Raw genomic sequence first — 25,217 nt, forward strand, 5'->3', positions numbered from 1 at the left:
TCCGGGTTGTTATCTTTTTCAGTTGCCCCCTTTTTGCGCAATAAAAAAACAGAGTGCATCGTCCTGATTCATTTTCAGCAGGTCGCTGACGTCGGTCCGGTGAACACGTAAGATGGCTTTATTTATCATCACCGGGACTGCTATGTCGTTTATGTTGTTATCTGCGCTGGCCTGGTCGCTGTTCGATCTGGCGCGCAAAAAACTGACGGCTCATGCACAGCCGCTGACTCTGGCTATCTGGCTCAGTGCCGGCGTTACTCCGCTTTATCTGTTGTTGTGGTTGTCTCAGGGGGCGTCACTGCCGGAGGCGGGTTACTGGCTTCCGGGGCCGGTGTCGTTGCTGGTATCAGCACTGGCCAGTGTCTGCTATATCAAAGCACTCAGCGTCGGCCGTATTGCCTTGCTGGTGCCGGTGCTGTCGTTTACGCCGGTTGTGGCAGCAGTGCTCAGCGCGGGTTTGCTGGGGGAGCGGTTAAGCGGGGTGCAGTTGCTGGCGATGCTGAGCATTGTGCTGGCGATTTTTCTGCTGCATTCGGGCTGGAATTTATTGCTCAGGCCAAAAGAAGCCGGTGCGGGTTTGGGGCTGATGCTGGTCGTCGCTCTGTGCTGGGGAACGGGCATTGTCTTTGACAAGATGGCACTGACATCGGCCACGGTCTTTTTTCACGGCCTGATTCAGAGTGCCGGTATGTGCCTGGTGTTATTGCTGGCCTATAGCGTTGATTCATTACGCCGCCGTGATCGTTTGTCTGTGCCGCGTTATTCCGGCCCATGGGGATTAATGGCGCTGGCTTTACTGGTGTTTGTGCTGGCGGTCAGCGGCCAGTGGCTGGCGGTAACGGAGATTCATCCGGGCATTGTTGAAACCGTTAAGCGTGGCGTCGGCATTATCGGTGCGGCCTGCTGGGGCGTGTGGTTGTTCGGTGAGAAAGTAAAGCCGTGGCAACTGCTGCTGATGCTGCTGATCATTGTTGCCACGGCGGGTCTGGCGTTGTACTGAGCCGGTGTCCTGTTCAGGGGCTGTCTGTCAGCTGCCTTGCAGCTGATGCTCTTCACCTTTGTAGTAACCTTCAACGCGGGGGTTCATTACCTTAAACCACAGTGGCGGAATCAGGGCCAGCACCACCATGGTGGCGTAACCACTGGGCAGCTGTGGGCTGACATCGTGATGGCGCAGTACCTGATAGCGACGCTTCGGATACGCGTGGTGATCGGAATGACGCTGCAGCTGGAACAGGAACAGATTGGTGAGCAGGTAGTTGCTGTTCCAGGAGTGTTCGATATCCGGACGCTCGTAACGGCCATTGTCCAGCTTGCGGCGGTGCAGGCCGTAGTGTTCAACGTAGTTGATCACTTCCAGCAGGCTGAAGGCAAAGAAGCTCTGGGCAGCAAAGAAAAACACCCCCATCCAGCCCCATAGAGCTCCACATACCGCTGCCAGTAAAAGGCTGAAGCCATACCACCAGATCAGTTCATTACGCCAGCTGAACGGCAAGTGGCCTTTATGACGCAGACGTTTGGCTTCCAGTTTCCAGGCATTGAGAAAGTTGTGCAGATAAGCATGGGGCAAAAACTGATACAGGCTCTGACCGTAGCGTGAAGAAGAAGCATCGGCCGGTGTTGAAACATGCACATGATGGCCGCGTACGTGCTCAACCTTAAAGCCACCATAAGAAACGCAGGCCAGTAACAGACCACCGGCCCATTGCTCAAGTCTGGGGTCTTTATGAATCAGTTCATGACCGACATTAATGGCGACAATGGCGCCCACGGTGCCGAGAGAAAGTAACCAGCCGAGTTGTCCGACCCAGTTCAGCTCTGCGCTTACAAAAACGTGTCCGGCATAAAACAGAACCGCCAGCTGCATCGGCAGGCACAGCAGCGTCAGCAGGCGGTAAAAACGCTCTTCCGACAGCTTCGGCACTTCCCGTGTTTCATCCGGATTCACCGGGTCCTGGCCAATAATGTGGTCAAGGATGGGGACAATGCCGTAAACAAACAGCAACGGAAAGAAGGCGAGCAGGTTGGCGTAACCAATGTTTTGCCACAGCCATTGCGACAGTGGCAGCAGCAATGGCGGAACCACGACCAGCAGGTAGGCGTATTTTTTAAACGTCAGCATACGTGAGCCTGGTGCTTGTTCAGACATCGACATCTCCTCATGGGGTTGTTGTTATTATTTGTAGGATTGTCGGACAATCTTGCGGTGATATCCGTCTTATTCTCTGGTCATTTGCGGTCAGCCTGCAGCGGAGCGGGAGTTGGTGGTACAGGCAATTGCGTCATTTCGGGTGATCCGTTGTTAATGTTGGCAGGATGGGCATCACCGGACGCAGGAATGCGCTGCAGACGCTATGGCATAGCCCGGTTGTGCAGCATTCTGTGCTAATATCGCCGCCGGTTTTTTTATCAGTATGGAACAGACCCCGATGAGTTTTTCTGCGCCTGAAAGCCTTTCCGAACAGATTGCCCGCTATCTGGCGCAACGCATTATTCAGGGGCAGCTGACATCCGGTGAGCGTATTCAGGAAACCCGCGTGGTCAGTGAGCTGGAAGTCAGCCGTGGCTCGGTGCGTGAAGCCCTGCTGATACTCGAAAGCCGCCATCTGATTGATATTCTGCCGCGCCGTGGTGCCGTGGTGACCACACTGACCGAACAGGGCGTTAACAGCCTGTACGATCTGTACATCGACCTGCTGACGATGCTGGCACAGCGGGTTGCGGAAAACTGGACTGATAACAATATCCGGCCGTTGCTGGCGCAAGTGCAGATTATTCAGGAACTGCAGCAAAGCGAAGACAAAGTCGCCTTTGTTGAATCCGGTTTTGTCCTTATGCGCATGGCATTTGCTATCGCCGGTAATCAGTATCTGGCGGAAGTGCTGGAAGATCTGCAGCCGGCGCTGCATCGCACCTATGCGCTGGCGATCCGCCGCTCGCCGCAGGAAACGGAGTATGCCGCGCGCTTTTTTGCCGGTTTGATGGATGCCGTGTTAAAACGCAACCTGCGTGCCCTGCCGGGATTACTACAGAACTATGGCCAGCACCAGCGCGAACTGGTACTGGCAGCGATGGCTGAGGAGGCCTGAACATGCGCTTGAAAGCCATCAAACTGGCCGGCTTTAAATCCTTTGTTGACCCGACCACCGTGCCGTTCAGTACCAATATGACCGGCATCGTTGGCCCCAACGGTTGCGGTAAATCCAACACCATCGATGCGGTGCGCTGGGTAATGGGCGAAAGCTCAGCCAAATACCTGCGTGGCGATGCCATGACCGACGTTATTTTTAACGGTTCGTCCGAGCGAAAACCGGTCAGTAAAGCCAGTGTCGATCTGATATTCGATAACAGTGACGGCACCCTGCGTGGTGAATATGCCGGTTATGCCGAAGTCAGTCTGCGTCGTCAGGTGACCCGCGATGGTCAGTCGACCTATTTCCTGAACGGAACCAAATGCCGCCGTAAAGACATTACCGATATCTTCCTCGGCACCGGCCTTGGTCCGCGCTCCTACGCCATTATCGAGCAGGGCATGATCTCGCGCCTGATCGAAGCCAAACCGGAAGAGCTGCGGGTGTATGTGGAAGAAGCGGCCGGTATTTCCAAATACAAAGAGCGCCGCCGCGAAACCGAAAACCGCATGCGCCGCACCCATGAAAACCTCGAGCGCCTGCAGGATATCCGTCAGGAACTGGAGCGGCAGTTATCCCATCTGCAGCGTCAGGCCCAGGCGGCAGAAAAATACAAAGAATTAAAAACCCAGGAACGCGAGAAAAAGGCACAGTTGCAGGCCCTGAAGTGGCAGGCGCTGGATGCCGATTACCGCGTTCGCGAGCTGAAAATCGCCGAGCATCAGACCCAGTTCGAAGCCCATATGGCTGAACAGCGTGCCGCCGATGCCGAAATCGAAGGCCTGCGTCTGGAGCATCAGGAGAAAGGCGATCTGTTTAACAGCGCGCAGAGCAAATACTACGAAGTAGGTGCTCACATTGCCCGCCATGAGCAGAAGCTCGAGCATCAGGCGCAGATGGCGCTGCAGCTTGATCAGGATATGGCCGAAGCCGAAAAGGCCATCCTTGAAACTGAAAAATCGCTGGAAGAAGATCAGCTGGCGCGCGAAGCCGTCGGTGAAGAACTGATGCTGCTGGAGCCGGAGCTGGAAATGCTGCTGGCCGGTGAAGAAGAATCCGCCGCCATGCTGCTGGAGGCCGAAGAAGCCCAGAGCCGCTGGCAGGACGCCTGGGACAGCTTTACCCAGCGCGCCAGTGAGCCAACCCGTCAGGCAGAAGTGGCACAGACCCGCATTCAGAACAGTGAGCAGCAGCTTACCCGTCTCGACCAGCAGATTCGTCGTCTGGAAGAGGAACTGCAGCAGCTGAAAGACAACCCGGAGCTGGAAGAAATTCAGCTACTGGCCGAAGAAGTCAGCGAACAGGAACTGGCCGCCGACAGCCAGCAGGAACGCCTCGACAGTCTGCAGGAGCAGGTAACCGCCGGTCGTGAACAGCTGGAGCAGCAACGCCGTCAGCTGGATGAAGGCAAGGCGCAGTTACAGCAGATGCTGAACCGCAAAGCCACCCTCGATGCTTTGCAGAAAGCCGCCTTAGGGCAGGGCTCAGAAGCCGTCAGCCACTGGCTGGAAAGCCATCAGCTGGCGCGCAAGCCGCGTCTTGCAGAACAGCTGCAGGTTGAAAGCGGCTGGGAGCGGGCGGTTGAAACCGTATTGGGCGATTACCTGCAGGCGGTGATGATCGATCAGCTTGATCCGGCACAGCACTGGCTCGGCAGTTTTAAAGAAGGACACCTCAGTTTATGGCAGCAAGGGCAGGGTGCCGCTGCGGTTAACACGGGTGCTGCCGGTACGCTGGCGGCCAAAGTGCAGAGCCGTCAGGACGTCAGCGGCCTGCTGGCCGGGGTTAAAGTGGCCGATGATCTGGCCTCTGCGCTGGCAGCGCGCGGCAATCTGGCCGCCCATGAATCCATTATTACCGCCGATGGTATCTGGCTTGGCCCTAACTGGTTGCGTGTTGCCCGCGCCGCTGACGGTGAGGGCGGCGTACTGGCCCGCCAGCAGGAACTTGAGGTTCTGGAAGATCAGATTGAAGAACTGGATATTCAGGTCGAAGAGTGGGATGCCGATCTGGATGCTGACCAGCTTAAGCTGCGCTCACTGGAACAGCAGCGTGAAACTGCTCAGCGTGAACAGCAGCAGGTCAGCCAGAAGCTGATCACCCTGAAATCCCAGTTGTCCGGCAAACAGGCGCGTGCCGAGCAGTTTGCCCTGCGCAGCGACAAACTGAATCAGGATATCAGCGAAGCCAGACAGTTACAGGCGCTGGAGCGCGAAGCTCTGGAAGAGTTGCGTCTGACCTGGCAGGAAGCGATGAGCGCCATCGACGATGATACCGATGAGCGTGAACGTCTGCAGGCCGAGCGCAACCGCGTACAGCAACTGCTGGAGCGGGCGCGCATGGAGTCGCGTCAGCATCAGGACAAGGCCCATCAGCTGCAGCTGAAAGTGCAGACCCTGAAGAGCCGTGAGCAGGGCTTACAGCAGGCGATCGAACGCCTGGCCGCACAGATGCAGCGCCTGCGCGAACGTAAGCAACAGATTCTGGATAACCAGAACCGCGATCACAGCGCCGATCTCGACGAACTGAAAGCGGAAATGGAAGAACTGCTGGAGCGTCGCCTGAACGCCGAGCAGATTATGTCGGCTGCTCGTCATGCGCTTGAAGCGGTGGATGCCCGCCTGCGTGAGCTGGAACAGGCCCGCGCCGATGCTGAAAAGAAAGCGCTGGATGTGCGTAACGAACTGGAAAAAGTGCGCATGGAATGTCAGGCGCTGGATATCCGTCGTCAGGCGCTGGTGGAAAACCTGCAGGAAGAAAAGCTCACGTTAAAAGACGTGCTCGACAATATGCCGGAAGAGGCGGATGCCGAACGCTGGCAGGAAGAGCTGGCGCGTATCGCCGAGCGTATCCAGCGTCTCGGTGCCATTAACCTCGCGGCGATTGATGAATACCGTATTCAGTCCGAGCGTAAGGTGTATCTGGATGCGCAGAACGAAGATCTGGAAAAAGCCCTGAACACGCTTGAAGGCGCGATTCAGAAAATCGACCGTGAAACCCGCACCCGCTTCCAGGAAACTTTCGACAAGATGAACGCCGGCCTGGCCGAGCTGTTCCCGAAAGTCTTTGGTGGCGGCCACGCCTGTCTGGAGCTGACCGACGAAGATCTGCTGACCACCGGGGTGGCGATCATGGCGCGCCCGCCGGGTAAGAAAAACAGCACCATTCATCTGCTGTCCGGTGGCGAAAAAGCACTGACCGCCATCGCGCTGGTGTTTTCCATCTTCCAGCTGAATCCGGCACCGTTCTGTATGCTGGATGAGGTGGATGCACCGCTTGATGATGCCAACGTTGGTCGCTATGCGCGTCTGGTAAAAGCTATGTCGGAGAAGGTGCAGTTTATTTATATCACCCACAACAAAATTGCCATGGAGATGGCGTCTCAGTTGATGGGCGTCACCATGCACGAGCCGGGGGTTTCCCGTCTGGTGTCGGTGGATGTGGAAGAGGCTGCGGAAATGATCGACGCCTGAGGTTATCCGGCTGGCGAATCGTCTCTCCCGGCTATTTGGCTGGTCTGTGGCAGAAAGTCAGACCCCAGAATCGTGGACGGCAAAAAAGAGGCCAAAAGCGCCGTCCGGGGTCTGTTTTCGCGTGAATCGTTGTGTAACACTTTGAACCCAAATAAACCCTGCCGTTCTGATGTCCCATCGAGCGCTTTTCCGGAGCGGCAAAACAGTGAATGAAAGTCTGAGGCAACTATGGAATGGAGTTGGCGAACCGTCCTGATCCTGATCGGATTGTTAGTGATGGTGGCAATATTAATTGATGGCTTCCGCCGCATGCGCCGTGCGCGTGCTGAAGCTCTGCGTCTGGATGTCAGCAGTGATTTCCGCTTTCCGGACGACGGCCATAACCCGGAGTTGCCCGGTGGTGTTCGTGTTGTTAATAAAGCGGCCGGTCAGAGCACCGTGCAGGATGCTGATGAGGATGATGCACTGCTCGGTTTTCGTCCGGCGCAGCAGCGTGCCGCAGAGCAGGAGCGTCCGCGCCAGCCTGCACAGGAGCCGGTATTTACCGAGCTGGAAGGCAATTTCTCGACCGAAGAAGAGCCGGTTATTCCCTGGGAAGACGACCTGGGGCCTGCGCGCGTGGTGAAATCAGCCGTGGTTGTTAAACCGGTTGCCAAACCGCCGGTGGCTGAGTCTCAGCCTGAACATCCTGATGCTGAAGACAATACCGTTGCTGAAGGCTCTGAAGAATATAACCCTGCAGAAAATGCAGAACATATGACGGCTGAAAAAAGCCCGGAGTATGCCGGCGTGCAGCTGGGCCATAACCAGAAAATTCATGCCAGCGCGGCTCAGGCCAGAAGCGAACATCCGGTCGAAGATCTGGATATTCCGCCATCACCACTGATTCCCAAAGCCCGTCCGGTCAATCTGGATGAGCAGTTTCCGGTGTTGCTGGATGTCGAAGAGCTGGGCGATGACGATATTAAGCCGCAGATCGAAGATGACAGCGTGGATGTGGAACCGGTGGCAAATGGTTCTGTAGCAGATACCCCGCAGCCCGATGAAACGGAAGTGAGCGCTGCCCCGGTCGTTGCAAAAGCGTCTGACACGCAGGAAGACAATCTGCCAGAGCTTGAAGACCCTGAGCATATTGACGATCCGCACCTTGAGCAGGAAGTTGAAAAACTGCCATCAGAGCTGCCACTGCAGCCGGTGAATTTTGCCGGTGCCAATGCCGAATCTCTGGCCAGCCGCGGTATTCCGGAGCTGGTGCTGGAAATTCACGCCATTGCCCGTGATCCGGCTGGTTTTTCCGGCAAAGATGTTCTGTTTCTGTTTAACAGTTGCGATCTGCGCTTTGGCGAAAAAGATATTTTTCACCGTTTTGAGCAGGCTGATGGTGAAGGCTGTATTCAGTTCTCGGTGGCACAGAGTTATGAACCGGGCATTTTTGTCCCGGCCGCCATGGCGCAGCAGCATTTCCGTGGCCTGAGCTTCTTTATGAGCCTGCCGGGGGCGAAAAAGCCGCTGGAAGCCTATGAAGCCATGTCGGAAATGGCCCTGGTCGTTGCGCGTAAATTACGTGCCGATGTGTACGATGGTGCCCGCAGTGCATTAACCCCGCAGACCATGGAACACGACCGCCAGCAGATTATGGATTTTGAACGGCGTCAGCGTCTGGCCCTGAAAAAACAAGCTAAATAATATGAATACACAAAATGATCTTTTTTCAGAGGAGCCAACGGGCTCCTCTGCTTCTTCTGACAGCGCCATTGTGCCCTCCGGTGTTAACCAGCGTATTGAGCAGCTGCGCAGCGAAATCAATCTGCATAATCACCGCTACTATGTGCTGGATGAACCCAGTATTCCGGATGCTGAATACGACCGTTTATTGCGCGAATTACAGCAGCTGGAAGCTGAGCATCCGCAATTAATCAGCGCAGATTCCCCGACCCAGCGTGTCGGTGCAACACCCCTCAGCCAATTTGTCAGCGTTACCCATGAGCGGCCGATGTTATCCCTGGATAACGCAATGAATGCCGAAGAATTTTCTGCCTTTTACCAGCGTCTGCAGGAACGTTTAAAAACCAGCGACAGTATTGCTCTGGCCTGTGAACCTAAACTCGATGGTCTGGCCGTCAGCATCCTGTACGAGCAGGGTTTGCTGGTGCGTGCTGCTACCCGTGGTGATGGTCAGACCGGCGAAGACATCACCCAGAATGTGCGCACCATTAAAAATGTTCCTCTGCGTTTACAGGGCGATGATTTTCCTGCGCGCCTGGAAGTGCGTGGCGAAGTGTATATGCCGAAGGCGGGCTTTGAAGCCTATAACGATAAAGCCCGCGCTAACGATGAAAAAGTCTTTGCTAATCCGCGTAATGCCGCCGCCGGTTCCCTGCGTCAGCTCGACCCGAATATTACGGCAAAACGTCCGCTGGAGTTCTGTGCCTACAGCATTGGTGTGGTCAGTGATGATGCGGTTTTACCGGCAACGCACAGCGCTATTCTGCAAAGAATAAAACGCTGGGGTATCCGCATTAATGAAGAAATGCAGGTCGTGAATGGCGTGGCGGAAGCCCAGGCTTTTTTTGAGCAACTGGGAGAAAAGCGTCACCGTCTGGCGTATGAAATTGATGGCACGGTTTTTAAGGTCGATGACCTGGCGCTGCAGGAACAGCTGGGTTTTGTTGCCCGCGCGCCGCGCTGGGCCATTGCCTATAAATTCCCGGCGGTAGAAGAAATGACCGAGCTGCTGGGTGTCGATTTTCAGGTTGGCCGCACCGGTGCGGTAACACCGGTGGCGCGGTTAAAACCGGTACATGTTGCCGGTGTCACCGTCTCCAATGCCACGCTGCACAATATGGATGAAATTGCCCGTCTGGGCGTAAAAATCGGCGATACCGTGATTATCCGCCGCGCCGGTGATGTGATTCCGCAAATTGTCTCTGTGGTTGCTGAAAAACGTCCGGCCGATGCCCGAGATATTCAGATTCCGGCTAATTGTCCGGTGTGTGATTCGCTGATCGAAAAAGTCGAAGGTGAGGCCGTTGCCCGTTGTACCGGCGGGCTTGTGTGTTCAGCGCAGCGCAAAGAAGCGATTAAACATTTTGCTTCACGTAAGGCACTGGATATTGAAGGTCTGGGCGATAAATTAATTGATCAGCTGGTGGATGCCGGATTAATTGACTCCGTGGATGATTTATTTCATTTAACCCTGGAGCAGCTGGCGGGCCTTGAACGTATGGCAGAAAAGTCGGCACAGAATATTCTGGACGCGCTGAATACGGCGAAGCAAACCACGCTGGGGCGTTTTTTATACGCACTGGGTATCCGCGAAGTGGGCACCGTTACGGCCAATAATCTGGCCTCACATTTTGGTTTTCTGCAGCGCATTATGGATGCCGATGCAGAGGCTTTGCTGGAGGTTGCTGATGTCGGTACCGTGGTTGCTGCCCATGTGCATAATTTCTTTGCTGAAGAGCATAACCGCACGGTCATTGAACAGTTGCAGCGTGTCGGTGTGCACTGGGAAGAAAAAGAGCCGCAACAGAGTGCCGATTTACCATTAAGCGGTAAAACCGCCGTTATTACCGGCACTCTGGCCCAGAGTGGTATGAGCCGTGATGATGCCAAAGCCTTACTGGAACAGCTGGGTGTGAAAGTGGCCGGCAGTGTGTCGGCAAAAACCGATTTTCTGGTTGCCGGTGAAAAAGCAGGCTCAAAACTCACCAAAGCGCAGGCGCTGAATGTTGAGGTGCTGGATGAGAATGCATTTCTGGCCCTGCTGAATGAACACGGTATGCAGCCCTGAAGCGGGGTTGTGGAGCAGAAAATAAGGAACAGGCATGACCCTTACAGGTATCCGCTTTTCACTTCTGGCTGTATTGCTGGTACTGGCTGGTTGCTCCACCCCGCAGCCGAAAAATATTAATAACGTCTGCGAAATCTATGACGAATATTACGACTGGTATAACGCTTCTAAGGCGGTGAAGAAAAAGTACGGGATACCGGAGTCGGTGACCATGGCGTTTATTCACCAGGAATCGAAGTTTATCGACGATAACCGTCCGCCGCGTAAGTGGTATCTGTGGATCATTCCCGGCCCGCGCCCGTCGACGGCCTATGGCTATGCTCAGGCACTCGACCCGACCTGGGAAGAGTATATGCGTCTCACCAATAACTGGGGCGCAGACCGTGATGACTTTGAAGATGCGGTCGATTTTATCGGCTGGTACAACACCCGTACCATTAAACGCACCGGCATTCGCCCGCATGATGCTTACAGTCTGTATCTGGCCTATCACGACGGGGCCGGCGGTTACCTGCGTGGTACCTATAAGAAAAAGCCCTGGCTGATGCAGGTGGCGAGAAAGGTCGAGCGCCGGGCAAAACAGTATCAGCAGCAGCTGGTGCGCTGTCAGGAAGATCTCGACAGTAACTGGTTCTGGCGCACGCTGTTTGGACAGGAAACCATCAATCGTCGCCCGGTTATTCATTTAGGACAATCAGCTCAGGGCAGACCTGAGCGTGGCTGATTGATAAAAAGCTTGTTAAAGACGGCGCTCTGACGCTTTCCTGCTAGTCTTAAAGACAGTCCCGGAGCGGACTGTTGCCATGCGGTAAGGTTGTACGCATTTTCCTGGCAGGATAGGTTTTCTGTATCGGAGTATGCATGGAAGTACTTCCATGGCTGTTGCTGGCCGTTGTTATCATTATCGCCATTGTGTTGCAGCACCGGCGTTTTCGCGTTTTACCTACCGACCCCCTGTTTGAGCTGAGTCCGGATCCGGTGCTTCTGGTTGATTCCAGAGGCATCATCCGTATGGCCAACCGGGCTGCGCACCATCTGCTGAGTTACAGCCCCGGACTGATGGTCGGGCAGCCGGTGGATATTCTGGTACCTGAAGATATCCGCAGCCAGCATCAGCATCTGATTGCTTTGTTTTTCTCCTCCATCGGCGAACGGCGGATGAATAACCGTATCTGGATCAACGATGCTCAGGGGCAGAAAATCAATGCGGAAATTCATCTGGCACTGGTGGATTACGACGGCGAGCAGATGGCAATCGCGACCATTCTGGATACCAGTACGCTGTGGATTTCTGAGCGTAAGCTGCGCGAACAGCACAAGGCGTATGACGAACTGTTTGAGCATTCTGCCGTGGGGATCTGTTGTGTCAGCCTTGGGGGACGCTTTTTAAGAGTGAACCGCCGCCTGTGCGATCTGCTGGGCTACAGCAGTGAAGAATTACTGGAACATTGTTTTCAGGACATTACTCATCCGGATGATCTTGAACTGGATGTCAGCAAAGTGAATGACCTGCTGAGCAGCAGTCATAGCTCTTACAGTATTGAGAAACGCTACCGCCATGAAGATGGTCGCTATTTCTGGGCGAACCTTACGGTGACCCTGATTCGCGATGAGCAGAATTTCCCCGATTATTTTATTTCCGTGATCGAAGACATCAGTGACCGCAAGCAGTCTGAGTTATTGCTGCAGCAGTCTGAGGTTAAATTCCGCACCATTGCTGAAACCATTCAGTCGGTGGTGTGGATGTCGACGCCGGGAATAGAGCAGATGCTGTTTGTTAACCCGGCTTATGAGCGGGTTTGGGGACGCAGTTGTGCCAGCCTGTACGATGATGCGCACAGTTTTCTGCAGGGGATTTACGAAGATGACCGGGCGCGGGTGCGCGCGGAAATAGAACGCCACCGGCAAGGGCGCTGGGAAATCGAATATCGGGTCGAGCATCCGGAGCGGGGCCTGCGTTATATCTTCGACACCGGGACAGGGGTGCTGAACAGCAGTGGTAAACTGGAGTATCTGATTGGTCTGGCAACGGACATCAGCGATCAGGTTAAAGCCAAAGCGGATATGGCTCATGCCCTGGAGCAGGCACATCAGGCGACCGAACGGCTTAATCTGTTAATCCGTACCGACCCGCTGACCGGTTGTCTGAACCGTCAGGCACTGTATGAAGAGCTGGAACATCAGCTGGAACTGTATCGCCGCTATCAGACACCGTGCTCGCTGCTGTTTATCGACCTGAACGACTTTAAACAGATTAACGATACCTTCGGTCATATTGCCGGTGACGAGGCATTACAGGCGCTGGCTGAGCATATCCGTCAGCATATCCGCGCCACTGATATTCTGGCGCGCTATGCCGGAGATGAGTTTGTGGTGGTATTGCCGCAGAGCAATGTTCGCGATGCCTCGCTGGCATTGCGGAATCTGCGCAATAACGTGCTGCGTCATCAGACCCCGACCGGAGAGTTTCCGGTACATTTCAGTATTGGCCTGGCTTATGTGGGGTATCCTGATGTTGCCGATGCCAGCAGCTGGATTGAAGTTGCTGATCAGGCGATGTATCTGGATAAGTCAGCCCATGCCGGGGCGAATAAGTTGCCTGCCTCTCCTGGCGCCGGGCCGGATCAGTTTCCGGGCGAATAGCCGCACCGTACTGAATAACCCGGCCTGTTTCTGTAATCACCCGTTACTTCAGTGTGGATAAAGCACGGCGCCTTGTGTCTCTGTTTTGCCACTCTGACGTTGCTGCTCTTTTAATAACGCCAGCAGGTTCTGGCCGTTGTAGGCGGAATTCTGCTGTGGCGAATAGAGCCGGGCATCAAGTTCCGCCAGTGCAGCCTGCAATCTGGGCTCCGGCAGTAATCCGGCCAGCTGACTGAGGCTGGCCAGTGGCAGGCGGATGCTTAAATCTTTGCTGTTTAATCCGCCGGCATTAACCCAGGCCAGCAGGTGGCAGCGTATGGCTGCGGCATCTCCCTGCTGACAGGCCTTACTCAATGCCTGCCAGTGCTGCTTCAGCGTTTTTTGCGGATGATCCTGTTGCGTGCTGTCTGGCACGGCTGGCCGGGTCAGTGCCGTGCGTCGTGCATGCCACCACAGCAGTAAAAACAGCCCATTACTCAGCACCAAAACAGCCACAGCAAGTTGCCAGAAGAACAGCTCGCCGGCGCTGCCGTTGTTGGTGGTGCTGGTACCAGCACTGTCGCCAGGCTGCTCCATGGCATCTGCGTCGCTGTTGTTTGTTACAGGCTCGGCTGTTTGTGATGATGCCACAGCCCCTTTGGCTGGCTTAACCTGAATGCTGTGGGCCGGTAATACGGCATATTCCAGAGTACCGCTTCTGGTGTTCCACCAGGGGATGCGGATTTCCGGCAGCAAAATACGGCCGCTGCTGCCCGGTACCAGGGCGATGGATTGTTCCGAGGTGCCGGTCAGGCCGTCGTCGCTGCTTTGTTCATTTTGCTGAGTCTGATCCGGGTAGTAGCGCAGATTATCAACCACCGGCAGGGCAATGGCCGGTAGCTGACTGCCGGGCAGACCTTTGGCGGTCAGGATCAGGGTACGGGTAACCGGTTCGCCGGCCACCCATTGCTGTGGCGGTGTGCTGAAGGTTTCGCTGATGCTCAGGTTTTCAGCCGGAATCCACGGCGCCTGCGGATAATCCTGCGGAATGGGTTTAACCTGCAGGGTAATCGGCTTGCTGACCGCAGAGCCCTGACGGCCACGGCTCCAGCGGTCGTAAGGATTGCTGATGCGGGCGCTGAAGCGCTGGCCGGGAATCACCAGCTCGCCGCTTTCTTCGGGGAAAATCGCAAAGCGCCGTTCGTACACGCCCAGACGCTGGCCATCAACAACGGTCGTATACTGGCGCACATCCCCCAGCGGCTGTACCAGAGCATCGGTTACTTTAAATTCCGACAGGGTGGCGTCTTCATGGCTGACGCTGTAATACAGCTTTTCGGTGTAAAGAATCTGCCCCTGAACGTAATAGTTGTCCTGCTGGCTGATCTCGGTATCGAAGAAAAATTCTTTGGCGATCTGCGCTTTTACATCCGCTGACAGCTCGCGCACGTTGATGGTAATAGGTTGCGTCTGCTGATTTTCAAAACGGATCGGGGGAATGGTCAGTTTACCGTTGCGTTTGGGCGTGAGCGTCAGGGTCCACTCGGTAAAGGACTCGGTCTTGCCGTTGACGGAGCGGAACTGGTTGGAGCGCTGCTGATTCAGCACCTGAAAGTCCTGCTGCAGCGGGGTCAGATCCGGTGAGCCAAAACCCACCTGTTCGCTGTAGCGCAGCATCAGATTAAAGGTATCGCGCTCGGCGACTTCTTTGCGGTCAACGCTGGCACTGAAGGTAGCAGCCTGCACCTGAGTGGTGGCCAGCAGCAACGCTAGCAGCAACCCCAGCAGCCAGTGAATGCGGTTAAACAGCAGATCACGCATCACCATAAAACATCCTCACTTTCCTGATCGGCCTGTTGCCGGTACTGGTATAAAAATTTGCGCTGTAACAGGTTGCCGGGATTGTCCGGGACCCGGTTCAGCCATTGTTGCATGGCGGCCTGTTCTTCACGGCTGAGGCCGTTGATTTCTGTTTCCGGTTGGTCAGACTGGCGGCGCAGTTGTTGCGCGGATTCTTCCTGCGGCTCTTCCTGATCTTCTTCAGCGGCTGCTATGCCCTGTTTCTCTTCGTCAGTCTCAGGCTCCTGATTCTGTGCCGCCTGAGAGGCTGATTCATCCTGCTGCTGTTCGGCCAGCTTATCAGCCTGCTGACGGGCAAAGGCATCGTCTTGCTGAGCGTTCTGTAGCTGGCCGTCTTGCTGCTGACCGTCCTGCTGCTGACCGTCCTGCTGCTGACCGTCCTGCTGCTGACCATCCTGCTGCTGACCGTCCTGCTGCTGACCATCCTGCTGCTGCTCTTTTTGTTGTTCTTGTCGCTGTTTGAGTTTTTCGGCGGTCTCACGGTTGGCCGCAGCTTCTTTCATTTCCGGGTTCAGCTTCAGGGCTTCATCGTAGGCGGCAATGGCTTCATCCGGCTTTCCGGCCTGCAGCAGGGCATTACCACGGTTGTAATGGCTGATGGCGGTTTGCGGGCCTTCGGCAAAGGCTTTGGCGGCGCTTTCATAATCGCCGGCACGGTAAGCGGCGCTGCCACGCCAGGCGGGATCTTCGAAGGCCTGTGCGGCAGCAGCCGGGTCCTGTTCAAACAGTTCTGAGCCTTGCTGGTCCGGGGTTTGCCATAAATCTTTCCACTCCAGCGCATAGCTGTTGTCGGGCCAGCACAGCGGCAGTAACAGCAGGCTGAACAGTACGCCACGGCGGAACAGCAGCAGAGCAACGGGCAGCAAGGCAAAGATCAGCCAGTAGCCGGCGTCGTGCCACTGATCAAAACGGGCAAAGCCGCTGTCGGTTTCCTGCGGGTCAAAGCTTTGCGGCTGTTCGGGTAACAGGCTTTGCCAGTCGCTGTCGTTAATACTCAGTGCCTGCCAGGGAATATTCAGCTCACGGCTGAGATCGCGGATCGGCCCCAGATCCAGCTGTGGCAGTACGATTGTACCGCTGCCGTCACGCAGAAAACCGGCGCCGGGCATTGGCACCGGCGCACCTTCGGCGGTGCCAATGGCGAGTACCTTAAGCTGAAAGCGCTGGCTGTCGAGGCTGTTGCGGATTCGTTCAATATCTTTGCTGATAATACCGTCGGTCAGTAACAGCAGGCGGGCCTGCTGGATACCGGCATCGCTGACCAGCTGCTGCGCCAGGCTGATGGCTTTATCCGGACGGCTGCCGGGGCTCGGCATAATAAACGGGGATAACGACGGCAGCAGATTTTCGATGGTGTCGCGGTCATCGGTTAAAGGCGTCACGGTATGGGCGTCGCCGGCATAGGCGACCAGTGCGGTCAGGCCGTCGGCGCGGCTGCGGACGATATCAGTGACTTTCTGAATGGCGCGTACCGCACGTGAGGGTTTCAGATCCTGGGCGCCCATGGATGCTGACATGTCGAGCATAATAACCAGTGCATCCTGATTTTTTTGCAAAGGTTGCGGCAGTTTTTCAAAGCTCGGACCGGCCAGCGCAATACAGGCGATCAGCCAGCCGGCGAGCAGCCACCATAAACCTGCTTTGCGGCGGTTGCTGAGTTGTTGCTCCAGCATATAAGGCTGCAGATGAGCATCAATCACGCTGGCCCACTGACCGGCACTTAAGGCGCGCTGCAACAGCAATGAAAAAGCCAGCAGGGCAGGCAGTGCGGCGAGCAGCCACAGCGGCCGTAAAAAATGAAACTGACTGAGCCATTCCATCAGTGGCGACCTCCGCCGGGCATCCGGTTAAAGCGTTGTTGCAGGGCAATCAGCAGACTGATGACAAAGGCAATGGCCAGCGGCCAGTGGTACAGACTCTGCTGCGGACGATAAATTTCCGGGTCTTTTTCGGTGGGTTCCAGATCATCAATAAACTGATAAATCTTTTGCAGCTCTTCGGTATCACGGGCGCGGAAAAAAGCCCCGCCGGTCTGGCGGGCAATTTCCCGCAGGGCATTTTCGTCCAGATCCCGTGACGGGTTGACCTTACGGGTGCCGAAGAAGCTGGATACCTCCATCACATCGGCCCCGAGGCCGATGGTGTAAATTTTTACGCCATTGCTGGCAGCCAGCTCGGCGGCTTTCAGCGGCTCAATTTCGCCGGCAGTATTGGCGCCGTCGGTGAGCAGAATCATCACCCGGCTTTGTTCCGGATTGTCCTGCAGACGTTTAATGGTTAAACCGATAGCGTCGCCGATGGCAGTTTTTTTACCGGCCAGGCCGATCTGCGCTTCGTTCAGAAAGGTGCTGACGGTACGGGCATCAAAGGTCAGCGGCGCCTGCAGGTAGGCATTGCTGCCAAACAGAATCAGCCCCATGCGGTCGCCGCTGCGCTGTTCAATAAAGTTGCTGACCACCTGCTTAACTACCGCGAGACGGTTGGCGGGTTTGTTATTCAGGCGCATGTCTTCAATTTCCATACTCTGGGAAATATCCACCGCCAGCATCAGGTCGCGGCCGGACACCGGCATCTGCACTATTTCTCCGCTGTGGTAAGGGCGGGATAAGGCGCCGATCAGCGCAATCCATAATGCCAGTGGCAGTAACCAGCCACTCAGATTCTGTTGTGTCTGACGTTCGCCCCCTTTGCTGTTCTGCAGACGCCAGGGGCTGAGCGACGGAACTTTAAGCGCCGCCTGCTCAACTTTTAATGGCGGTAAGAAAGCGCGGATAATCCACGGCAGTGGCAACAGAAAAAACGCCCAGGGCCAGTGAAATTCCATTAATTGGCCTCCGTTTTTGCGAGTGACTGGCGGACTGTTTTTTCCTGGTCTGTGCGGGCGCTTTTCAGCCAGCGTTGTGCCAGGGCAAGCAGGTCATCCAGCTCACCATAATGCTGGCGCCAGTCGGCGCGTGGCGGTGCATAAGGTGCTTCTGCCAAAGCCCGTGCACTTTGATTATTGAATAATGGCACCGGACCCTTCTGATTAAGAAAATCCACCCAGACCTGACCGTGCAGGGCGACCGTCTGAGGAAAATACTGCTGGCAATAGAGTTTCAGAATTTCGTTAATCTGGGCGCAGGCCTGAGCATCGGTTTTATCGAAATGCGAGCGCAGGTTCTGCAATTGCTGCAGGCAATCGCTGCGTCGCTGCCAGCGCTGCCGGAGTTTGCGCCAGACAAAAAAGGCGGCAACCGTGGCCAGCAGAATAACGATGAGCAGCAGCCACCAGCCGGGGGCCGGCGGCCAGGCACTGACCGGGTCGGGCAGATGAATATCGTATATTTGCAGGGTATCGTTCTGCGCTTGCATGGTCAGCTTTCCTCCACCCGTACGCGGCTGAGCATACCGAGTCCGAGTCCCTGACGCAGGGCCGGAAGCGGATCGGCATTGCTGGTGCTCAGGGCAATCAGCGGCACTTTAAGACGCTGCAGTTGCTGTTGCAGGTTGTTCATGCGCAGGCTGAATGCCTGCTGATATTCCTCGCGCTGACGGCTGGTGGTGCTGTCTAGGGACAAACGTTGCTGGCCATCGCTGAGGCTGTAAAGGCCCGGCGGCGGCAGTTCGGCTTCCAGCGGATCGGAAATATGAACAGCAACCAGATCGCAATGGCGGGTCACCGAGTGCAGCTGCTGCTCGCAGTCGGCATCAAAGCCGGTCCAGTCACTGATAAAATAAATGGCGCTGCCGGGACGGGCAATGCGGCGCAGGTGACGGCAGATCTGCTGCATACGCTGTTGCGGATCGGCACTGGCTGATGGCGCCATCGTGGTCAGTTCATTCAGCAACTGCAGCACCTGCTTGCGGCCGGTTTTGGGCCGCAGATCGGTTTCCAGCTCGTCGTTAAACAGCAGGGCACCGATACGGTCACCGTGTTCCAGAGCAGCCCAGGCAAATAACGCGGTGAGGTCGGCGGCCAGCACCTGCTTCAGTGCGCGGCGGCTGCCAAAGCGCATCGCGGCACGCAGATCACAGACCAATAATACCGGCCGTTCTTTTTCTTCACGGAAGACTTTGATGTGTGCATCGCCGGTGCGCGCGGTTACCCGCCAGTCCATCGCGCGGATATCGTCACCGGCCTGATATTCACGCACTTCGGCGTAATCCAAACCGCGGCCGCGGATGGCAGAAGCATGGCTGCCGGCGAGATCGTTCAGCACTTTTTTCTGTTTATGCAGCGGTAGCTGGCGCGCCAGCGTGCGCAGCTGCACCAGATTGGCCGGCAGAATTTCGGCCCCTGCAGAGAAATGTCCGTCCTGGCGCATCAGACAACCGGTACCCGTTGCAGCAGTTCGTTAATCACTTTATTGACCGTCATGCCTGAGGCTTCGGCTTCAAAGCTGAGCAGCAGACGGTGGCGCAGTACATCGTGGGCGACGGCCTGTACATCATCCGGGCTGACGTAATCACGTCCGTTCAGCCAGGCGTGGGCGCGGGCGCAGCGGTCGAGGGCGATGGTGCCACGCGGACTGGCGCCGTATTCAATCCAGCTGGCGAGGTCTTTGCCGTAAGGCTCCGGGCGGCGGCTGGCCATCACCAGCTGTACCAGATACTGCTCAACGGCATCGCTCATGTGCAGATTCAGTACCTGCTGGCGGGCGGAGAACACCATCTCCTGCGACAGTTTAGTGTCGTCGCGGTTTTGTTGCTGCATGGCTTCACCACGTGCCAGACGCAGGATTTTCTGCTCGGCTTCGCTGTCTGGATAATCAATCACCACGTGCATGACAAAACGGTCGAGCTGGGCTTCCGGCAGCGGGTAGGTGCCTTCCTGCTCAATTGGGTTCTGGGTGGCCATCACCATAAACAGTGATGACAGCGGGCGGGTAACACCGCCGACGGTCACCTGACGTTCGGCCATGGCTTCGAGCAGAGCGCTCTGCACTTTGGCCGGTGCACGGTTAATTTCGTCGGCCAGAATCAGGTTATGGAAAATCGGCCCGGCCTGAAAATCGAAGGTCTGCTGTTGCGGGCGGTAAATTTCGGTACCGGTAATGTCGCCCGGCAGCAGGTCAGGGGTGAACTGAATACGTTTAAAATCCCCCTCTATACGGTCGGCTAGCGCGTTGATGGCTTTGGTTTTTGCCAGGCCGGGAGCCCCTTCAACCAGTAAATGACCATCACTTAATAAACAAATTAACAAGCGTTCAACAAGATGGGGCTGGCCAATAATCTGTTGTTGCAGTGCTTCTTTCAAGCGTGCAAAACCCTGTTGTTCAGTCATCTTCTTTTTATCCCAGAGCGTTGATTTAATTCGGATTTTAGAGACTCAAAGCATTTGGTCAATGGCTCTGATTGGTTGCGGCAGCGAAAGTTCACTGTGCTGCTTACCCCGGTACGGAGACCGCGCTGGTGGCGAAATGATCTAAGCTTAGGAGTTATCAGGGCTCAATACGGATAACACTATGCTGACTGCTTTGCACACCATTATTAAGGAACGTAACCATAGCGAGCAGGCCGCGGTCCTGCAACGCTTTGCAGATCTGTATTTTTCTGGTGCACCGGCCGATGAATTGATGGCCCGTTCAGTGGAGGATGTGTATGGCGCGACGCTGTCCTGCTGGCAGTTTATTCAGCAACGTAAACCGCATCAGCCTAAGGTCCGTGTGTTTAACCCCGACTATGAGAATCATGGCTGGCAATCGATTCATACGGTGGTTGAGATCGTTTGCGATGATATGCCTTTTCTGGTCGATTCGGTACGTATGCAGCTTAATGCGCGGCAGTTATCACTGCATTCGATTCATTACTGCGTATTGCATGCTCAGCGTGATAAAAAGCACCAACTGAAAACGGAAAATGACTGGTATAAAGAGGAAAAAGCATCAACAGCAGAAGCGATTATTTATATTGAATTTGACCACCACTCTGATACCGATTTGCTGCAGTCGCTGACCGGACAACTGTTGGATGTGATTGCTGAAGTCACCGCCTGCGTTAATGATTTTCCAGCGATTATTGAAAAAGCCGAAGCCACCATTACCCGCCTGAACAAACCACACCATAAAGACCGCGCTGCACATTACAAAGAAGCACAGGAGTTTTTGCGCTGGCTGATTCATAACCACTTTACCTTTCTGGCCTGTGATGTTTTCCATATCGAGAATGAAGGTAAAGAGCAGTATGTTGTACGTGACAGTGAGCAGGATCTGGGCCTTTTTAATTACAATAAGGCGAGCCGTAACCGCTTATTGTTGCGCGACCTTGAAGATGAAGTGCGCGATTTTATCACCAATCAGCAGGTCGTAAGTTTTATGAAATCCGGTAGCCGCAGCCGGGTTCATCGTCCGGCGTATCCGGATTATGTGGTGGTTAAGTTCTTTAATAAAGACGGCGAAGTCACCGGCGGCATCCGCTTTATGGGGCTTTATACCTCCATTGTGTATATCGAAACGCCAAACAATATTCCACTGGTACGGGAAAAGCTCAACGATGTGCGGAAAATGGCTGATTTCAATCCGGCCAGTCACAGTGGTAAAGAGCTGAACCGTATTCTGGAGGTGTATCCGCGTGATGAATTATTCCAGTCAACGGCAGAGCAATTACATCGTACAGCATTAAGCATTCTGAATATTCAGGAACGTCGTCAGACCCGGGTGTATCTGCGCAAAGATTCTTACAGTAAATTTATATCCTGTCTGGCCTATGTACCACGTGATATTTATAACACTGAACTGCGCCAGCGTATCGAAGGGGTGTTGGCGGCGGAATTTTCACCGCTGGATATTGAATTTAATACCTACTTTTCTGAATCCATTCTGGCGCGTACTCAGTACACACTGCGACTGAATCCTGATAACCCTGTGGTTTTTGATGAGCAGGCGGTGGCGAAAAAAATCTGTCAGGTTGCCCGTTCATGGCAGGATGATCTGCACGATGCCCTGATAGAACAGGCCGGGGAGGAACGCGGAAATCATCAGTTTCACCGCTATCGCGATGCTTTTCCTGCAGGTTACCGTGAAAACTTTACCGCCCGTACGGCCGTAGTGGATGTTCAGCATATGGAGCATTTGTGCGGGCAGAAAGCGGGCCAGTTGGCGATGAGTTTTTATCGTGAACTGGAAGAGGGTGATAACGAACTGCGTTTTAAACTGTTTAACCGCGATACTATTCTGCCACTGTCGGATGTTATTCCGGTACTGGAGAACCTGGGTTTGCGTGTGATGGGAGAGCATCCTTACGAGATTATCTGCGCCGATGGACAGCGTATCTGGATTCATAATTTTCTGCTGCGCTATACCCTGTCTGACAGTATCAATATTGCTGCGGTTAAAAGTCTGTTTCAGGATTCTTTCCGTGCTGTCTGGGAAGGGCAGGCCGAGAATGACGGCTTTAACAGGCTGGTACTGGGCGGGCAATTAAGCTGGAAGGATATTTCTATCCTGCGCGCATACGCCCGCTATATGAAGCAAATCCGTTTTGGCATCTCGGAGAGCTACATCGCTGAGACTCTGTGTCGCTACATTGATATCAGCGCCAGACTGGTTCATCTGTTTCATCTGCGTTTTGGCCTTAAAGAATGCACCCCCGAGCAGCGCGACGAAGAGGTTAACCAGTGTGAACAGCAGCTGATTGATGCTCTCGAAGGTGTGGATCAGCTGAACGAAGACCGTACTATCCGCCGCTATATAGAACTGATCAAAGCGACACTGCGCACCAATTTTTTCCAGCAGGATGAACAGGGAAAAAGTAAATCTTATCTGGCGTTAAAAGTGAACCCGGCGGCGATCAGCGATATGCCGTTGCCGCGGCCTATGTTTGAAATTTTTGTTTATTCACCCCGTGTGGAAGGTGTGCACCTGCGTGGTGGCCGGGTTGCCCGTGGTGGGTTGCGCTGGTCAGACCGCAGTGATGATTTCCGCACTGAAGTGCTGGGGCTGGTTAAAGCACAGCAGGTTAAAAACGCGGTGATTGTCCCTGTCGGTGCCAAAGGTGGTTTTATTGCCAAATGCCTGCCGAAAGAGGGCGGACGTGATGCCTTTATGGCTGAAGGTATTGCCAGCTATCAGACCTTTATCAGTGCCTTACTGGATGTTACCGATAATCTGGTCGAAGGTCAGGTTGTACCGCCGGATAATGTGGTTCGTCACGATGATGATGATCCCTATCTGGTGGTGGCTGCCGATAAAGGCACGGCAACCTTTTCCGATATTGCCAATGAAATTGCAGTAACCCGTGGTTTCTGGATGGGCGATGCTTTCGCCTCCGGTGGCTCCATTGGTTACGACCATAAAAAAATGGGTATTACAGCCCGCGGCGCCTGGGTTTCGGTACAGCGTCACTTCCGTGAGCAGAGTATTAATATTCAGGAAACGGATTTCAGCGTGGTTGGTATCGGTGATATGGCCGGTGATGTGTTTGGTAATGGCATGCTGCTTTCTGAGCATATTTGTCTTGTGGCGGCGTTTAATCACATGCATATCTTTATCGATCCGAATCCGGATTCTGCTCGCAGCTTTGTTGAACGTAAACGCTTATTTGAGCTGCCACGTTCCAGTTGGGAAGATTACAACAAGGAGCTGATTTCCAAAGGTGGCGGTATCTTTTTACGCTCAGCGAAAAGCGTACCCGTGTCTCTGGAAATGAAGCAGCGTTTTGGCATTGTGGAAGATCGTCTGCCGCCGAACGATTTAATCAAAGCGCTGCTGCGCGCACCGGTCGATCTGATCTGGAATGGTGGTATCGGAACTTACATTAAATCGTCTGCAGAACGTCACTCCCATGTCGGGGATAAAACCAATGATGGTTTGCGTATTAACGGCAAGGAAGTACGGGCTAAAGTGATCGGTGAGGGTGGCAATCTGGGCATGACTCAGCTTGGTCGGGTGGAATATGGCCTTAAAGGTGGTGCCTCATACACCGATTTTATTGATAACGCTGGTGGTGTGGATTGCTCCGACCACGAAGTGAATATCAAGATTATGCTGAATGAAGTACTCGACAGTGGTGATCTGACGCGCAAACAACGTAACGAAATATTTATGCAGCAGACTGATGATGTCGCCCGTCTGGTGCTGAATAATAACTATCGTCAGACTCAGGCAATTGCGCTGGCACACCGTGATTGTAAAGTCCGGCTGGATGAGTATGTGCGTCTGATGCGGGAGTACGAAACCCACGGCAAACTCAACCGGGCACTTGAATTTCTGCCTAACGAAGATGTCCTTATGGAGCGTCGCGCGGCCAGCCAGGGGCTGACCCGTCCGGAATTGGCAGTTCTGATTTCGTATACTAAAGCGGATCTTAAAGAGCAGCTTAATCATCCGGATATTCATGATGATGAATACGTCGCCAGTATTTTACATACCGCATTTCCGCAGGCCTTCTGCGATCGTTTTGCGGAGCCTCTGAGTCATCACCGCCTGCGCCGGGAAATTATTGCCACGCAACTGGCCAACGATATGGTCAATTATATGGGCATTACTTTCGTTAACCGTTTGCATGACTCGACCGGGGCCAGTATGAGTGATATTGCCCGTTCTTATATTACCGCCCGCGATATATTTGCTTTGCCTGAACACTGGCAGGCGATTACTGCTCTGGATTACCACATCAGCACTGAAGAACAGGAAGATATGATGGCGGACCTGATGCGTCTGGTACGTCGGGCCAGCCGTTGGTTTTTACGTAATCGCCGTGCAAAAATTGATATTGGTGCAGAGGTTGCGCGTTTTCAACCGGCCGTGCAGAGCATTGCGGCTGAGTTAGGCCGTACACTTAAAGGTTCTGCGCTGGAGCGCTGGCAGGAAGTATATAACCGTCGCGTTGAAGCCGGAGTGCCGGAAACGCTGGCTGCCTTAACCGCCGGAGCTGCAAACCTGTATTCGGCGCTGGGTATTATTGAAGCCGCCGCTCAAACCGGGCGCGATATCCGCCAGGTTGCTGAAGCTTATTTTGAAATGGGCGAGCATTTATCCCTGAACTGGTTTATTCAGCAGGTGAATGCGTTGCCATCGAACAGCCATTGGGAAGCACTGGCACGGGAAACGCTGCGCGACGATCTTGACTGGCAGCAGAGAGCGTTGACCGTTGGCATTCTCGGGACACAGGAAGATGGTATAACCCTTGCTGAATCGATTGCTCAATGGGAAGAGGAGTATGCCTCTCTGGTCGCTCGCTGGGCGAACATGCTGAATGAGCTGAAAGCTGCTGATTCGCTGGAATTTACCATGTTATCGGTTGCGCTGCGGGAGTTGCTGGACCTGGCACAGGCCAGCCGTCACCAGCGCCCCTGTATTGACGGTGAGGAAGCTGTACCTGAGTGTGAGTAGTGAGTGGCGGCAGAAAGCTTTATGA

At 54.6% G+C, this 25,217-nt stretch carries 15 protein-coding genes; 8 read left to right on the forward strand and 7 right to left on the reverse strand.

What is annotated here, in order from left to right; all coding sequences use genetic code 11:
- The first annotated feature begins 142 nt into the window (after positions 1-142).
- Positions 143-1,000, forward strand: a complete 858-nt coding sequence (locus tag HUF18_RS07810; protein WP_255605907.1) for a DMT family transporter — start codon at positions 143-145, stop codon at positions 998-1,000.
- Positions 1,001-1,027: 27 nt separating this feature from the next.
- Here HUF18_RS07810 and HUF18_RS07815 read toward each other — a convergent pair whose 3' ends face one another.
- Positions 1,028-2,149 (reverse strand): alkane 1-monooxygenase, encoded by a 1,122-nt coding sequence (locus HUF18_RS07815; protein WP_225691749.1) that lies wholly within the window; start codon positions 2,147-2,149, stop codon positions 1,028-1,030.
- A gap of 280 nt (positions 2,150-2,429) precedes the next feature.
- On the opposite strand from HUF18_RS07815, the gene HUF18_RS07820 reads away from it, so the two are divergent.
- From HUF18_RS07820 to HUF18_RS07845, 6 genes are all read left to right on the forward strand, one after another.
- Positions 2,430-3,089, forward strand: coding sequence for a GntR family transcriptional regulator (locus HUF18_RS07820; protein ID WP_145469470.1), 660 nt, complete (start codon positions 2,430-2,432; stop codon positions 3,087-3,089).
- A gap of 2 nt (positions 3,090-3,091) precedes the next feature.
- Positions 3,092-6,604 (forward strand): chromosome segregation protein SMC, encoded by a 3,513-nt coding sequence (gene smc, locus HUF18_RS07825; RefSeq protein WP_225691750.1) that lies wholly within the window; start codon positions 3,092-3,094, stop codon positions 6,602-6,604.
- A gap of 228 nt (positions 6,605-6,832) precedes the next feature.
- Positions 6,833-8,290, forward strand: a complete 1,458-nt coding sequence (locus HUF18_RS07830; RefSeq protein ID WP_225691751.1) for a cell division protein ZipA C-terminal FtsZ-binding domain-containing protein — start codon at positions 6,833-6,835, stop codon at positions 8,288-8,290.
- A gap of 1 nt (position 8,291) precedes the next feature.
- Complete coding sequence (ligA, locus tag HUF18_RS07835; RefSeq protein ID WP_225691752.1) at positions 8,292-10,397, forward strand: NAD-dependent DNA ligase LigA; 2,106 nt, start codon at positions 8,292-8,294, stop codon at positions 10,395-10,397.
- A gap of 34 nt (positions 10,398-10,431) precedes the next feature.
- On the forward strand, positions 10,432-11,121 hold the full coding sequence (locus HUF18_RS07840) for a transglycosylase SLT domain-containing protein (RefSeq protein WP_225691753.1): 690 nt from the start codon (positions 10,432-10,434) through the stop codon (positions 11,119-11,121).
- Positions 11,122-11,258: 137 nt separating this feature from the next.
- A complete protein-coding gene (locus HUF18_RS07845) occupies positions 11,259-13,040 on the forward strand; it encodes a PAS domain S-box protein (RefSeq protein ID WP_145469474.1) in 1,782 nt (593 codons plus the stop codon).
- A gap of 48 nt (positions 13,041-13,088) precedes the next feature.
- On the opposite strand, the gene HUF18_RS07850 is transcribed toward HUF18_RS07845, so the two are convergent.
- Genes HUF18_RS07850 through HUF18_RS07875 form a run of 6 tightly spaced genes read right to left on the reverse strand, consistent with a single transcriptional unit; the run spans position 13,089 to position 20,145 of the window.
- A complete protein-coding gene (locus tag HUF18_RS07850; RefSeq protein ID WP_225691754.1) occupies positions 13,089-14,846 on the reverse strand; it encodes a BatD family protein in 1,758 nt (585 codons plus the stop codon).
- On the reverse strand, positions 14,840-16,699 hold the full coding sequence (locus HUF18_RS07855; RefSeq protein WP_225691755.1) for a VWA domain-containing protein: 1,860 nt from the start codon (positions 16,697-16,699) through the stop codon (positions 14,840-14,842). The genes HUF18_RS07850 and HUF18_RS07855 overlap by 7 nt, the downstream gene beginning before the upstream one ends.
- Positions 16,699-17,703 carry a vWA domain-containing protein gene (locus HUF18_RS07860; RefSeq protein ID WP_225691756.1) on the reverse strand — a complete coding sequence of 335 codons (1,005 nt, stop codon included), beginning with the start codon at positions 17,701-17,703 and terminating at the stop codon, positions 16,699-16,701. The genes HUF18_RS07855 and HUF18_RS07860 overlap by 1 nt, the downstream gene beginning before the upstream one ends.
- Positions 17,703-18,233 carry a DUF4381 domain-containing protein gene (locus tag HUF18_RS07865; RefSeq protein WP_225691757.1) on the reverse strand — a complete coding sequence of 177 codons (531 nt, stop codon included), beginning with the start codon at positions 18,231-18,233 and terminating at the stop codon, positions 17,703-17,705. Before HUF18_RS07865 ends, HUF18_RS07860 begins: the two co-directional genes overlap by 1 nt.
- A 2-nt stretch (positions 18,234-18,235) precedes the next feature.
- On the reverse strand, positions 18,236-19,186 hold the full coding sequence (locus HUF18_RS07870) for a DUF58 domain-containing protein (RefSeq protein ID WP_225691758.1): 951 nt from the start codon (positions 19,184-19,186) through the stop codon (positions 18,236-18,238).
- Positions 19,186-20,145, reverse strand: coding sequence for an AAA family ATPase (locus HUF18_RS07875; RefSeq protein WP_145469480.1), 960 nt, complete (start codon positions 20,143-20,145; stop codon positions 19,186-19,188). The genes HUF18_RS07870 and HUF18_RS07875 overlap by 1 nt, the downstream gene beginning before the upstream one ends.
- A gap of 181 nt (positions 20,146-20,326) precedes the next feature.
- Between HUF18_RS07875 and HUF18_RS07880 the strand changes: the two genes are divergently transcribed.
- Positions 20,327-25,192 (forward strand): NAD-glutamate dehydrogenase, encoded by a 4,866-nt coding sequence (locus tag HUF18_RS07880; RefSeq protein ID WP_225691759.1) that lies wholly within the window; start codon positions 20,327-20,329, stop codon positions 25,190-25,192.
- The last annotated feature ends 25 nt before the right edge of the window (positions 25,193-25,217 follow it).

The organism is Thalassolituus sp. ST750PaO-4 (genome assembly GCF_020320405.1).
Taxonomy (GTDB): Bacteria; Pseudomonadota; Gammaproteobacteria; order Pseudomonadales; family Oceanobacteraceae; genus Venatoribacter; species Venatoribacter alkanivorans.